Below are 13,982 nucleotides of genomic sequence, written 5' to 3'. Positions count from 1 at the left end.
GTGCTCCTTTTCTAGATATTTTCTTTAGGTTCCAAGTGGCGTTTCTGCGCCTCAAGTGCGAGAAGTGTCGCCTCATCAATGACATCATCAATATCCTCTGGAGTCTCAGCAGCAGAACTTTCTCCGTCGAAAAGCGGACGTAAGCCGTGAGCATATTCAATGTCAGAATTGGAATGTCCTGCTGCAACCATTGGCCACACTTGCGCATCTTCACCAACAATAAAATCGATCACCACGGGGCGGTTGTTAATCGCTCGCGCCTTTTCGATCGTTGGCACAATGTCAGCCTCCTCCGTCACACGGAAAGCTGCACAACCTAAGGATTCCGCCAACATGACGAAATCTGGCATGTACTGTCCCTGATCACGAAGCTTGGTGTTCGAATAGTTTCCGTCATAGAACAGAGTCTGCCACTGTCGAACCATGCCCAAATTTCCATTATTAATCAGAGCAACTTTGATCGGCATGCCCTCCACAGCTGCCGTTGCAAGCTCTTGATTAGTCATTTGGAAACAACCATCGCCATCAATTGCCCAAACTTCTTTGTCTGGGCAACCAGCCTTAGCACCTAGGGCTGCGGGAACTGAATAACCCATCGTGCCCAAGCCACCAGAGTTGAGCCACGTACGCGGCTTTTCAAAGTCAAGGAACTGTGCAGACCACATTTGATGCTGTCCAACACCTGCAGCATAAATCGCATCAGTACCAACCGTCTTAGCAAGCGCCCTAATAACCGCCTGCGGCTCAATCATGCCGTCGTCAGACTTTTCCCACCCACGCGGATAATTGCTCTTCAAACCATTGAGGTATCGCAGCCAACGCTCATGTCGGGGCTGTGGCAGTCCCAGGTCTTTGTAGACATTAAGCAACGCGGTCAAAACTTCTTGAGCGTCACCAACAATAGGAACATCGACCGCTCTGATCTTGCCGATTTCCGCAGGATCGATATCAGCGTGAATAACTTTTGCGCTAGGAGCAAATGACGCCAGCGCACCCGTGACACGGTCGTCGAAACGCGCACCGATAGTGATGAGAAGATCGCTCTTTTGCAAAGCTCCCACCGCTGGAACGGTTCCGTGCATTCCAGGCATTCCCATATTGAGTTCATGCGAGCCAGGGAATGAACCCAGTGCCATCAAAGTAGTAACAACTGGAATTCCAGTGTGTTCAGCAAATGCTTGAAGTTCTTGAGATGCGTTCGCTTTAATAACGCCACCACCGACATAAAGAACAGGCCTACGCGCTTGCGAAATCATCTTGGCAGCTTGCCCAACAGGTCGACTATGCGGAGTAGTCACCGGACGATAACCTGGCAAATCAATAGTTGGAGGCCAGTGGAAGTCAATCTCAGCTTGCTGAACATCCTTGGGCACGTCGACAAGCACTGGACCCGGCCGACCGGAAGCCGCCAGATAGAAAGCCTCCGCGATCGCCTGCGGAATCATATTCACATCAGTGACCATAAAATTATGTTTGGTCACAGGCATGGTAATACCGCGAATATCAGCTTCCTGGAAAGCGTCCGATCCCAAAAGGGAACGACCGACCTGACCTGTGATAGCAACAAGAGGCACCGAATCCAAGTGCGCATCCGCGATAGGCGTTACGAGATTTGTTGCACCTGGGCCCGACGTTGCAATGCACACACCTACTTTTCCAGTAGCTTGCGCATATCCTGTTGCTGCATGCCCTGCACCTTGTTCATGACGTACAAGAACGTGACGCAATTTGGTCGATGCATACAACGAGTCATAAAGAGGCAAAACAGCGCCACCGGGAAGACCAAAGACCATGTCGATTCCGAGTTCTTCCAATGACCGCACAATTGCGTCTGCACCGGTCATTCGTTCCGGTTTTAATACCTGCGCACGTCGGGCTAACGTCGCTGGTGTGGGCTGATTGGGCTGAGTGGAGGCTGCCACGACATCAAGCTCCTTGTAGTGATTGCGGGGACTGACATGCTGCAACATGTGGCCTCCCGCGACGGGATGTTATCCAATGGTCGAATTAGTACTCCTGCCGTACGAAAGCCAAGTTTTACTTTCTACAGCCAAGTCCTCATGACCTGTGAACACTATTGCCATTTCCGTCAAGCTATCCATCAAGCATGGTGGCCCGATATAAGGAAAGCCCCCGCTCAGCATGTGTGGTGCTGTCGAGGGCGCTTTTTGGAAACGACTTGTAGCCGCTACGGCAAGCGCCGAGTGGTAATCACTACAAGTCGAATAATGTTCATAACACGAGACGATACACCAGCCTTTTTGAGATTTGATAGAGTTTGACCGATTTACCCCCATATGGTGCAGGTCACGTCTACCGATCCTCTCCCAGAGCACATGCATTAGGATTACAGATTATGAATTCAGACACGACCGTAGTGTTTCGCCCCGAACGAACCCATCTCCTAGCAGCCGGAGTCATGCTTGCCATCATGTTACTCGTGATCGGCGCACGCCCAGCTCTTTTATTTTGGCTACCGATCATCCCCCTCATTTTCATCCTGTGGGTACTTCGATCTTCCACCACCGTGTCTGAATCAGGAATCGAAGCCCGCTACCTCGCCACTGCACCCAAATCAGCTCGATGGGAAGAAATTCAGGGAGTGAGCTTTAAAGGGTCAAAGACAATTCTGCACACCAATGATGGCAAGTCTTTTTCTCTCCCCGCTGTATCTTTTAATTCTCTCCCACAACTTGAAACCGCATCCCGTGGCCGAATTCCCGATGCACTGACACAAGGAAAAATGGCAGCAGATGAAAAAATTGTGATCGTTCACCGCGATGGATATCAAGAAATGCTCACGAAAGAGCAATACGAACAGCGCCAAGCAGAGAGTAAATAACCCCTCGCTTTAACCGCTAGCATGGCCGTCTTCCCATTGGTGGAATGGCGGCCATGCTTTTCTTAATCCCCACAAAAAATACATGATTATGGGACAAGATTTCCCATGCAGTAAGATTTACTCGCTGGATGGGGGTGCCCCCGTTGCTACTTGGCGGTATCCTCCTAAAGCAGAAGCATGTCACCCTACGCTTCGCCATTATCTTCAACGAAGAGTCTCACCACCCATCTGCTCTTTCCGTCGAAGTTTCGCACTGCTATGAATCTGTTTCACAGGATCGAGAAATCATGTTTCCACTTCGTTCACGAGTAACCACTGTTGGCCGCAACGCCGCTGGAGCCCGCGCCCTATGGCGAGCTACTGGCACCAAAGACAATGAGTTTGGTAAGCCCATTGTGGCTATTGTGAACTCCTACACCCAATTCGTTCCTGGTCACGTGCACCTTAAAAACGTAGGAGACATTGTTTCCGAGGCGGTTCGCGCCGCAGGAGGCGTTCCCAAGGAATTCAACACCATTGCAGTTGACGATGGCATCGCTATGGGACACGGCGGAATGCTCTATTCACTTCCTTCTCGCGAAATCATCGCAGACTCCGTTGAATACATGGTGAATGCACACACAGCGGACGCCATGGTCTGCATCTCAAACTGCGACAAAATCACGCCAGGCATGCTCAATGCTGCCTTGCGATTAAACATCCCAGCTGTATTCGTCTCTGGTGGACCGATGGAAGCCGGCAAAGCAGTCGTGGCAGATGGCATAGCCCACGCCCCCACGGACCTGATCACCGCAATCACCGCTTCAGCCAAAGACAGCGTGAACGATGATCAATTGTTATCCATCGAACAGTCTGCCTGCCCAACCTGCGGCTCTTGCTCAGGAATGTTTACCGCCAACTCCATGAACTGCTTGACTGAAGCTCTAGGACTCTCATTGCCAGGAAATGGCACAACCCTAGCAACGCACACTGCACGTCGGGAGCTTTTTGAAACAGCCGGAAAGCTAATCGTAGACCTATGCCAGCGCTACTACGGAGAAGAAGACGAATCCGTCCTACCGCGAAACATTGCAACAAAAAAGGCCTTCATCAACGCGATGGCTCTCGATATGGCGATGGGCGGATCCACAAACACAGTGCTGCACACCCTAGCGGCCGCTCAAGAAGGAGAGATTGACTTTGATCTCTCCGACATCGACACCCTTTCCCACCGAATCCCATGCCTTTCTAAAGTTGCACCCAACGGCAACTACCACATCGAAGATGTCCATCGTGCAGGAGGAATACCTGCAATCTTGGGAGAATTACGCCGACGCAATCTTCTAGAAAAAGATGTACACACCGTGCTGTACAAGGACGTGGATTCGTGGCTTGATGATTGGGATATCCGCAGTGGAAAGGCGACAGACAAGGCCATCGAACTCTTCCACGCAGCGCCGGGAGGCATCCGTACTACTGAACCATTTTCTCAATCAAATCGTTGGGACTCTCTTGACACCGACCAAGCAAATGGTTGTATTCACGACGTCGAACATGCGTACTCGGCCGACGGCGGATTGGTCATCCTACGCGGCAATCTAGCACCAGACGGAGCAGTGGTTAAAGCTGCCGGCGTTGACGAATCGATCTGGACTTTTTCCGGCCCGGCACGCGTCGTAGAAAGCCAAGAAGAGGCCGTGTCGATCATCTTGGACAAACAGGTCCAACCAGGTGACGTTGTGGTGATTCGATATGAAGGACCAGCCGGTGGTCCAGGTATGCAAGAGATGCTCCACCCCACGTCCTTCTTAAAGGGCGCAGGTTTAGGAAAAGCTTGTGCGCTGATCACCGATGGCCGATTCTCTGGTGGTACTTCTGGACTTTCCATTGGCCATATCTCTCCAGAAGCTGCACATGGCGGCCTCATTGGACTGGTGGAAAACGGCGATACAATCACCATCGATATCAGGAACCGCAGCCTCAATCTAGATGTTGACGATACCGTGATCGAACAGCGTCGTGCAGCTATGTTGGAACGTGAAAAACCATGGATCCCTACCAACCGCAATCGACCTGTATCCAAGGCATTGCGCGCATACGCATCCATGGCAACATCCGCAGACAAAGGCGCCGTACGTCAATTAGACTAACCCCGAGTTAAAGGCCCTAGTCCGCTCTAATTTGAACTGCTCCCCATTAGTTGAACTGAGAAATCAGTTTCCGACTAGTGGGGAACAGTTCTTTGAGAGCACGAAGTTCTCTAAGCCAGCAGCAGCGGGAGCAGCTCGTTGACTTGTTTGAACATGGAATAGGCTACAGCGCAGCGTCTCGTCAGTTGAGCGTTAGCAAATATGCGGCGCGAAAACTTCTACGCCGATTCAAACTTCATAGCAGGCTGTGTCTTGTGAAAAACCCAACGAAACAGCACCATTCCTTCGAAGTTAAAAAACAGATCGTTGATCGTTTCAACACTGGCCAGTCCAAGATAGATCTTGCCTTGAGAATTCGAGCCGTCTTCGCAGCAACTTGTCTCCCATTGGGTGCGTGCCTAGCGTACAGGTGGTGATGAGGCACTTCGGCCGAAACCGAAGGACAGACCTAAAGGCAGTGCCCGTTCGAAGCCATTGACTAAGGAAGACCGGCTGCACCGTGAGGTGGAGAAACTACGGGCAGAAAACGCGTACTTAAAAAATGCGGGGACTTAAGGAGCCAGCGACGAAGCTAAAAGTCGAAGCGATCGTCATCCTCAAATCTGACCATCGCCTAGAAGATTTGTTAGACACGGCAGGTCTTGCCCGATCAACATTTTTCTATCACCAACAACGCCTGAACGTGCCGGATAAACATATCGATCTCAAGGAAGCGATCGTCGAGGTCTTCACACAGACGAACCATCGTTACGGCTACCGGAGGATTCATACTCAACTTCGCCAGGACGGGGTGGAATATCAACCATAAGCTGGTCTACAAGCTCATGGACAAGCTAGGCCTTAAAGCCAAGGTCAGAGCAAAAAAGAAGTACAACTCGTACAAAGGCACTGTCAGTCACATCGCGGAGAATATGCTAGATCGATACTTCACGCCCGATAAACCAAACACAGTGTAGACGAGTGATGTCACGAAGTTTCGCATTGCCGGTACCAAGGTTTACCTGTCACCAATCATGGATCTCTATGACCGCTCAACCGTGTCGTATAGTGTGTCTACCTCGCCAAATACAGCGTTTACGTCAAAGTCATTGAAAGATGCCATCACAAGCCAATCTCCCGGAAGCGGCTTACTGGTACACACAGATCAAAGGATCCAGTACCAGCATTCCAGCTGGCGTGACCTCATCACAAGTGTCGACGGCATCCAATCGATGTCCAGGAAAGGCAACTGCTACGACAATGCTGTAATGGAAAACTTCTTCGGACACCTCAAATCAGAGACGTACCACGGTGAATCATTCGACAGTCTCGAGCACTTCAGGCAGGCCCTGGATGACTACATACACTGGTATAACCACGAACGCATTCAGAAACGGCTCAAGGGCCTGACCCCGATGCACTACCGGAACCAGACCCTTGAACCACTAACCACCTAGAATTAAACCAGTCCAACTTTCGGGGGCTAGTTCAATTCCAGAGGGGACCAGGGCCTTTAACTATCTTGTTGCGATAAAACTATGCGAATGGGTTAACTGCTGCACCAAACCACCACAGCGCACCTGCAGCTGCGACTGCTACGACTACAAATACCCACGAGGAAGCAAGTGGCCGAATCGCCCACGTGCGAGAAATGTCAAAGGAGTATTTGCCTGGCCCTGTAAATTGCAAAACAACCGCAATAATCAGGAGGAATACGGCAAACCACACTGAGCTTTCATGATCAAAAATATCAAGTCCGCCGGCTTGGGTAATACCGTGAAGTGCCATGAAAGAAGTAGCAATGATAGCTAGTGCGGACGCTACCGGAGTAAGCAATCCGAATACCAAGAAAACACCTGCTGCCAGCTCGAGTGCTGGAATAGCTACCGCTAAGGTGCTGGCATAAGGGTAGGCACCAAATTGTTCTTGGAGTGCGTTGATTCCGCCATGGGAACCCATGGCAAAAAATACCGTCACTGATTTAAGGATGAGCCACGCGCCAAAAAATAGGCGCAAAACCAAAATGCCAAAGTCGATAGTTCCACGTCGATGCGGTTCTACATTGAGCACTGGTTGAGATGAAGACATAACCGTTGGCGCTGCAGCTGGCGCAGCTACTGGCGCCGGCACAGGTTCAGCAAAAGCAGTTGGAGGAGCTGCTGGCGTTGCAGGCGCCGGAGCGAAATCTTCGTCATGATAATCCGCCACAGGCGCTGGTTCTGGCTCAGCTGGTTGCGGCTGGGCAACGGGATAAACCGTAGTCGGCGCATCCGAAGCTAGTGGCTCGCTATGAGGATCGTCGTTAAGCACTGGTTGTGGTGCTACAACTGGGCGCTCAATGATAGTCGTTTTGTGACTATCTTCTGGCTGCGTATCTGGGGCCACTACTTCAGTGTCTTTTTTATTTTCGTTTTCACTGTTGGCTACCACTTTGGCCGCTGGCCGTTGCGGGCTAATAGTTTGCGGTGCAGCACGCCCGGCACGAGCATAAATTTCGGCCGCCGAAAGCCCACTGCCTAGCTTTTTAGGTGCGCCCTGATGTGCTGAATTTGGCGCAGATGAAGCCTCTGCACCTTTGCTTCCCGCACCGTTATAGGTGGGGATGTCATCGTCAAAGTCGCTCGCGCGATCGGGGATATTGTTGTCGGCCATGTAGACCAGCGTAGGGGTTTTACCGAGTTGACGTAGTATTTCCTCGGCGCGCCACCTATTACAAACTGATAACCGTACCTTAGGAGCAGGTTGCCAATGCCTTCATAAGAGCATCTTTTTCACGGCTGGTAACAGTTAACCCGTAGGTAGATTTGATGGTTGTTTGCCGTTGTGCGTACGTGCAGTGGTATTGCGGATCACTAGGCATCCAGCGATCAGCAGTTTTTGCCTTTTTCGCTTGGTTTTCCGCATGTGTGGTTGCTTGAAGATTGATGGGATCGTTGGCAAAGTTACGGCGAGTTTCGTCATCCCACTGCCATGCACCGGCATACCAAGCGTTGCCAAGTGCTACCACATGATCAATTTCCACCATGGTCGACGTCTTAGGCCCGCGGGTAAATGCCACGTCAACACCCGAGTAGGGGTCGTGTAGATTTCCGGTTGATACGACACAGTTACGTGTCCCCGGCCGAAATACGATGTTGGTGAGGTCACGCTGAAGAATGTCATTTCGGGTATCGCAACCATTGTGGCCGCCAGCCACCGAGACATTATCGGCCCAGTTGTGGCCAAAATGAGTCCTGCTGTATGCGGGCTTATTGCCAAAGGAATCGTCGATGGTTAGAGCATTGAGCGCTGCAACGTCAGCGCGTGATGCATCCACTTCGGCGGTTGCTGCAGGGCTCAAAACGTCGCGAATACCGTCTTCCCATCGCTGCGGTTCAAGCCCAAACCATGACCCTTGGATCACGACTGCAGAGGCCATGATCACTGCAAATCCCGTAAGTAGACGACTTGTTTTCCTTATAACAGCTCGGCGTCGTGAACGCGCCCTCCTATTTCTTTTTGCCATAGTGTTTCATATGCTATCAATTGCATCCGTCTTTCAACATACTTTACTTACATGTCAACAATCACTATATTTGTTGACATGTCTACACAATATGAGAAGTACACATCCAAAGAAAATGGCGGCGAATTCATCCGCGATACCCAATACATCGACGACCGAATCGTCGATAGTGTCTCTACCCCTACCCCATTAGAAGACGGCCGCACCCTCTGGCCTGCAGACCCCGGGCGTTACCGCCTAGTAGCCGCTCGAGCCTGCCCATGGGCGCACCGCACCGTAATCACTCGACGACTCAAAGGCCTTGAAGATGTCATCTCGCTAGGCATTGTCGGGCCAACCCATGATTGGAGCTCATGGACCTTCGACCTAGATCCAAACGAAGTCGACCCAGTTTTAGAAATTCCCAGGCTTCGCGACGCCTACCTTAAGCGTTACCCTGACTATCCACGTGGCATCACGGTTCCAGCCATAGTGGACGTAGCCACTGGAAAAGTTGTTACTAACGACTACCCCAGCATCGTTCCTGATTTCAATGATCAATGGAGCAAATATGAACGCCCCGACGCACCTGATCTATATCCAGAGACCCTACGCGAAGACATTGATGCTGTAACTAAACGGGTATTCACCGAGGTCAACAATGGAGTGTACCGATGTGGTTTCGCTGGCTCCCAAGAAGCCTACGACAAAGCCTACGATCGATTGTTTACCGCTCTCGATTGGCTAGAAGATCGTTTATCACGACAACGTTATCTAGTCGGTGAACACATCACGATCGCTGATATTTACCTCTACAGCACCTTGGTACGATTCGATGCTGTCTACCACGGCCATTTCAAGTGCAACCGAAACAAGATCACTGAAATGACCAACCTGTGGGGATACCTGCGCGACCTATTCCAAACACCTGGTTTTGGAGACACCACCGATTTCACGGAAATCAAACAGCACTACTACATCACACACCAAGATGTGAACCCCACTCAGATTGTTCCCAAAGGTCCACAATTGGAAAGCTTCTTTAGCGCTCATGGCCGTGAAAAACTGGACGGCAGCCCCTTCGCAGAAGGTGTAAGCCTTCCCGGACCTATCGCATACGAAGAACGCCTAAAGAATAAAATCGACGGTCAATAATGATAGGCGACTAAGCAGATAGTGGATGCAATCCCTCATGAGCAGCATCCACTACTGCTTGTGTCAGTCGCTCCAAAGCTGGAGATTCCAAACGCCAACGCTGCCAATACAACGGCACTTCATGTACTTGGCTGTCGAGCATCACTAACTCACCAGAATCCAAAAGTGGCAACGCTTGAATGTCTGGAAGCATTGCCCAGCCCAATCCTACTCGAGCCGCCTCCATGAATGCCTCCGATGAAGGAATCTCATTAACTCGTCGTCCAGCTGGCACCTCTCCTAGACGACGCTTAATATCACGGTCCTGAAGCCCATCTCTCGGCCCGAACCTTAAAACAGGCATGCGCTCCCAATCAACGGCACCGTCTACAGTGTAGCGATCCAACAGCTTCGGGCTTGCCACCGCAAAATATCGAAAGGCCCCTAACACTATTGAGTCACAGCCAGGTACAGGTGCCTTTTCGCCTGTAACGGCACCAAGGACATCTCCGCGACGCAGCAGCGACAACGAATGCGACTCGTCCTCAATACGCATGTGCAAGGTGGCATTATCCATGTCGGCCACCCCCGCCATTACCCGACGAAACCACGTAGCCAAAGAGTCTGCATTTACCGCCACAGAAAGCGGAATCCGCTCAATTCTGCCCCGCAACTGAGCATTAGTTTCGGCTTGCAACAGCGCCATCCGTCGCGCTGACTGAACGAGGACTTCGCCTGCATCCGTTGCAGTTACTGGCGACGTACGACGAACCACGACTCGACCAGTTTCGCGTTCCAGCGCCTTAATCCGCTGGCTTACAGCCGAGGGCGAGATTCCTAATGCAAATGCCGCATCTTCGAAGCTGCCTTCGTCGATAATTGCGAGCAAAGTGTCTAAATGAAGCGGATTCATGAAGCAATTCTAACCCAACCTGAAAGTCCGTTATTTTACTTCAGCATTTCAGAGGAGCATATTGCTTAGTATGAGTATTGCTTTCGCTGGATTCCTCATGGGTCTGTCCTTGATCGTGGCCATTGGGCCACAAAATGCCTTGATTATTCGTCAAGGTATTAAACGCGAAGGTCTGATCCCAATCCTAGTCGTATGCATACTCTCCGATGTGATCCTCATTTTTGGGGGCACTGCCGGAGTCGGCGCATTAGTCGATCGTGCTCCCATTGCACTAGTAGTGCTGAAATGGCTCGGTGTAGCATACCTGCTCTATTTTGGATTCACTTGTTTCAAAGAAGCATTTAAACGTCACGGCCAAGCACTCACTGTCGAGCAAAGCGAACCAGTGGCCTACGAACCCACCTCTAGTGCATCATCCGGAGTGATCACTAAAACACGCACAAAAGCTCAGCCCAAGTCGACGCAGCGCACATGGGTTAAACCAGTGCTAGCAGCGTTGGCTTTCACATGGCTTAATCCAGCCGCCTACATAGACGTTCTCGTCATGTTGGGAGGAATCGCCAACCAACATGGCCCCGACGGTCGCTGGGTCTTCGCCCTCGGCGCACTATGCGCGAGCCTGACGTGGTTTCCGTTTATCGGATATACCTCCACACGCTTTTCCACCGTGCTTTCTAGGCCAGCTGTGTGGCGATATATCAACGTAGCTATCGGAATCATCATGATGATCATGTGCGCGCGTCTCATCATGCACTAGGCTCATTGCCGTTTAGGCACCACGTCTTTAATCGTGAACCTTCGATGCAGTCGCGTCCGCCCAAATATTAATTCCGGCATCCTTAGCAACAGTGTCAATATAGTTGCGTTCTTCAACACTGAACTCAAGATTATTAAGAGCTCCCAGATTTTGCTCCAGCTGTGCTACTGACGACGCCCCGATCAACGCACTGGTTACCGTTGTGGACCCATAATCGCCTTGTTCTCGCAGCACCCACGCAATAGCCAGCTGTGCCAATGTTTGGCCGCGTCGAAGCGCTAGATCATTCAACGCGCGCACCATCTCTAGGTTTTTAACGTTGAGCATCTCTTTGTCCAAGGATTTCCCCGCAGCAGCCCGCGAATCCGCCGGAACACCATCAAGATAGCGATCAGTTAAAAGGCCCTGAGCAAGTGGCGAAAAGGCAATAACCCCTAAGCCATTAGCGGCTGCAGATTCCAAAAGATTTTCTCCATCTTCACCTGGTTCTTCTACCCAACGGTTCAAGATGGAGTAACTAGGCTGATGAATCAGCAGCGGACAGCCTTCCCCAGCCAAAATTTCTGAAATTTCCGCCGTCAACTCGGGGCCATAAGAAGAAATTCCTATGTAACGAGCCTTGCCGGATGCCACAATGTCTCGCAAAGCATATGCAGTTTCTTCCAAAGGCGTATCTGGATCTGGACGATGATGATAGAAAATATCTACGTGATCAAGCCCTAGGCGATCAAGTGAAGAATCCAGTGAATCCATCAAGTACTTGCGGCTACCGCCAAAACTGTATGGACCTGCCCCCATGTTCCACCCCGCCTTGGTAGAAATAACGATTTCATCCCGGTAGCGGGCCAAATCTTCTCGGAAGATTCTTTCAAAATTGATCTCTGCCGAGCCTTCTGGAGGCCCGTAGTTATTTGCGAGATCAAAATGTGTAATGCCTCGGTCGAACGCGCGGCGAACAATGGCGCGCTGATTAGCTAGCGGCTTATCGTCACCAAAGTTATGCCAGAAACCTAGGCTAATTGCTGGCAGTCGAAGGCCCGAGTGACCACACTGCCGGTATTCCATATCCTCGTACCGTTGAGCCGCAGGAGTATATACCTGCGCTGCTTGCCGTGAGTAAGTCATACTCCCCTATTGTGCGCGCAACTTCTCACCGTGGCAAGAGATAAAAATATCCCCCTTCAAACGCGCGAATAAGCACGATCAAAGGGGAACTCTGATTGCTGAGGTTATGCGAGTTTCTCTGCAATCAGTTTATTTACCTGAGCAGGGTCAGCCTTGCCACGCGTAGCCTTCATCACTGCACCAACAATTGCACCGGTGACCTTGGTGTTTCCAGCCTTGTATTTCTCAACAATATCGGGATTAGCGGCCAAGGCTTCATCCACTGCCTTTTCAATAGCTCCATCATCACGAACCACTTCGAGGCCACGAGCAGCAACGACCTCATCGACGTCACCCTCACCTGCAAGAACTCCGTCTACAGCCTGACGCGCCAGCTTATTGGTCAGCTTTCCTTCTTTCACCAGTGCAGCAACACGAGCTACCTGCTGCGGAGTGATTGACAAGGCATCAAGTTCTACTCCAGACTCGTTTGCTTTTTGTGAAAGGTAAGCAACCCACCACGAGCGTGCCTCAGATGCAGATGCACCAGCTTCGACTGTCTCAACGATCAGATCCAAGGCACCTGCGTTGACCAAGTCACGCATTTCTTCGTCTTTAAGCCCCCACTCTTTTTGAATACGAGCACGACGGATCCACGGAAGCTCTGGAAGGGTGGCACGGATCTCCTCTACCCATTCCTTAGGAGCAATCACTGGTGGCAGATCAGGATCATTAAAGTAGCGATAATCCTCTGCCGTTTCCTTTGGACGTCCCTTAGAAGTCGACCCATCGGTTTCCTGATAGTGACGAGTTTCTTGGACGATCTCGCCGCCATCTTCTAGGATCTGAGCCTGACGCTGCATCTCATAACGAACAGCCTGCTCCACCGACTTCAAAGAGTTAATGTTTTTAGTTTCGGTGCGGGTACCGAACTCAACAGTTCCTACTGGACGCAGAGAAACGTTTGCGTCGCAACGCATGGAGCCTTGATCCATGCGAGCATCGGAAACCCCCAAGGCCTTAACCAAATCACGAAGAGCTCCAACGTATGCGCGAGCAACTTCAGGCGCACGCTCGCCAGCACCTTCGATAGGTTTGGTCACGATCTCGATAAGCGGGATACCTGCGCGGTTACAGTCGACGAGCGAAGCTGTCGCACCGTGGATACGGCCGTCGGCACCACCCAAGTGGGTGAGCTTACCGGTGTCTTCTTCCATGTGGGCGCGTTCGATCTCAACGCGCCACGGGGTTCCGTCGTCAAGCACTACGTCAAGGTAGCCGTCATAAGCAATCGGCTCATCGTACTGCGAAATCTGGTAGTTCTTTGGCTGATCTGGGTAGAAGTAATTCTTTCGGGCAAACCGAGAAGACTCAGCAATCTTGCAGTTGAGAGCCAGACCGATCTTGATAGCCCATTCAACGCCTTTAGCATTAACGACGGGCAATGCGCCAGGCAAGCCCAACGATACTGGGTCTACGTTGGAATTTGGTTCAGCGCCGAAATGTGCAGACGGTGCCGAAAACATCTTGGTTTCGGTTGCTAACTCAACGTGAACCTCAAGACCCATTACCGGATCGAACTTCTCTAGGACCTCGTCATAATCCATCAGGTCATACATCGCAGCAGTCATGGTGAAATA

At 51.2% G+C, this 13,982-nt stretch carries 10 protein-coding genes and 1 pseudogene; 5 read left to right on the top strand and 6 right to left on the bottom strand.

The features are described 5' to 3' along the window. Positions 1–11: 11 nt before the first annotated feature. Positions 12–1,970, bottom strand: a complete 1,959-nt coding sequence (locus ABMV07_RS06150) for an acetolactate synthase large subunit (RefSeq protein WP_088267438.1) — start codon at positions 1,968–1,970, stop codon at positions 12–14. Between the two features lie 386 nt (positions 1,971–2,356). Between ABMV07_RS06150 and ABMV07_RS06145 the strand changes: the two genes are divergently transcribed. From ABMV07_RS06145 to ABMV07_RS06135, 3 genes and pseudogenes are all read left to right on the top strand, one after another. Next, positions 2,357–2,842, top strand: coding sequence for a PH domain-containing protein (locus tag ABMV07_RS06145; protein ID WP_088267439.1), 486 nt, complete (start codon positions 2,357–2,359; stop codon positions 2,840–2,842). A gap of 287 nt (positions 2,843–3,129) precedes the next feature. Continuing rightward, positions 3,130–4,971 carry a dihydroxy-acid dehydratase gene (gene ilvD / locus ABMV07_RS06140; RefSeq protein ID WP_197690218.1) on the top strand — a complete coding sequence of 614 codons (1,842 nt, stop codon included), beginning with the start codon at positions 3,130–3,132 and terminating at the stop codon, positions 4,969–4,971. A gap of 138 nt (positions 4,972–5,109) precedes the next feature. After that, positions 5,110–6,407, top strand: a pseudogene (locus ABMV07_RS06135) (IS3 family transposase). Between the two features lie 79 nt (positions 6,408–6,486). Here ABMV07_RS06135 and ABMV07_RS06130 read toward each other — a convergent pair. Together ABMV07_RS06130 and ABMV07_RS06125 are read right to left on the bottom strand one after the other, a co-directional pair. Beyond that, on the bottom strand, positions 6,487–7,602 hold the full coding sequence (locus tag ABMV07_RS06130; protein ID WP_196981427.1) for a DoxX family protein: 1,116 nt from the start codon (positions 7,600–7,602) through the stop codon (positions 6,487–6,489). A gap of 79 nt (positions 7,603–7,681) precedes the next feature. After that, a complete protein-coding gene (locus ABMV07_RS06125) occupies positions 7,682–8,368 on the bottom strand; it encodes an HNH endonuclease family protein (RefSeq protein ID WP_088268185.1) in 687 nt (228 codons plus the stop codon). A gap of 138 nt (positions 8,369–8,506) precedes the next feature. Here ABMV07_RS06125 and ABMV07_RS06120 point away from each other — a divergent pair, with 138 nt between their 5' ends. Beyond that, a complete protein-coding gene (locus ABMV07_RS06120; RefSeq protein ID WP_197690316.1) occupies positions 8,507–9,589 on the top strand; it encodes a glutathione S-transferase family protein in 1,083 nt (360 codons plus the stop codon). A gap of 10 nt (positions 9,590–9,599) precedes the next feature. On the opposite strand, the gene ABMV07_RS06115 is transcribed toward ABMV07_RS06120, so the two are convergent. Next, positions 9,600–10,481 (bottom strand): LysR family transcriptional regulator ArgP, encoded by an 882-nt coding sequence (locus ABMV07_RS06115; RefSeq protein WP_088268189.1) that lies wholly within the window; start codon positions 10,479–10,481, stop codon positions 9,600–9,602. A gap of 70 nt (positions 10,482–10,551) precedes the next feature. Between ABMV07_RS06115 and ABMV07_RS06110 the strand changes: the two genes are divergently transcribed. Then, the gene (locus tag ABMV07_RS06110; RefSeq protein ID WP_088268191.1) at positions 10,552–11,238 is read left to right on the top strand and encodes a LysE/ArgO family amino acid transporter; all 687 of its coding nucleotides are present in this window, start codon (positions 10,552–10,554) and stop codon (positions 11,236–11,238) included. Between the two features lie 27 nt (positions 11,239–11,265). Here ABMV07_RS06110 and ABMV07_RS06105 read toward each other — a convergent pair whose 3' ends face one another. Then, positions 11,266–12,363, bottom strand: a complete 1,098-nt coding sequence (locus ABMV07_RS06105; protein ID WP_197690317.1) for an aldo/keto reductase — start codon at positions 12,361–12,363, stop codon at positions 11,266–11,268. Between the two features lie 104 nt (positions 12,364–12,467). Continuing rightward, positions 12,468–13,973, bottom strand: a complete 1,506-nt coding sequence (gene gatB, locus ABMV07_RS06100) for an Asp-tRNA(Asn)/Glu-tRNA(Gln) amidotransferase subunit GatB (RefSeq protein WP_088268195.1) — start codon at positions 13,971–13,973, stop codon at positions 12,468–12,470. Between the last annotated feature and the right edge of the window lie 9 nt (positions 13,974–13,982).

This window comes from Corynebacterium belfantii, from assembly GCF_041898185.1.
Taxonomy (GTDB): domain Bacteria; phylum Actinomycetota; class Actinomycetes; order Mycobacteriales; family Mycobacteriaceae; genus Corynebacterium; species Corynebacterium belfantii.
This window is presented reverse-complemented; position numbering and strand designations above follow the sequence as displayed.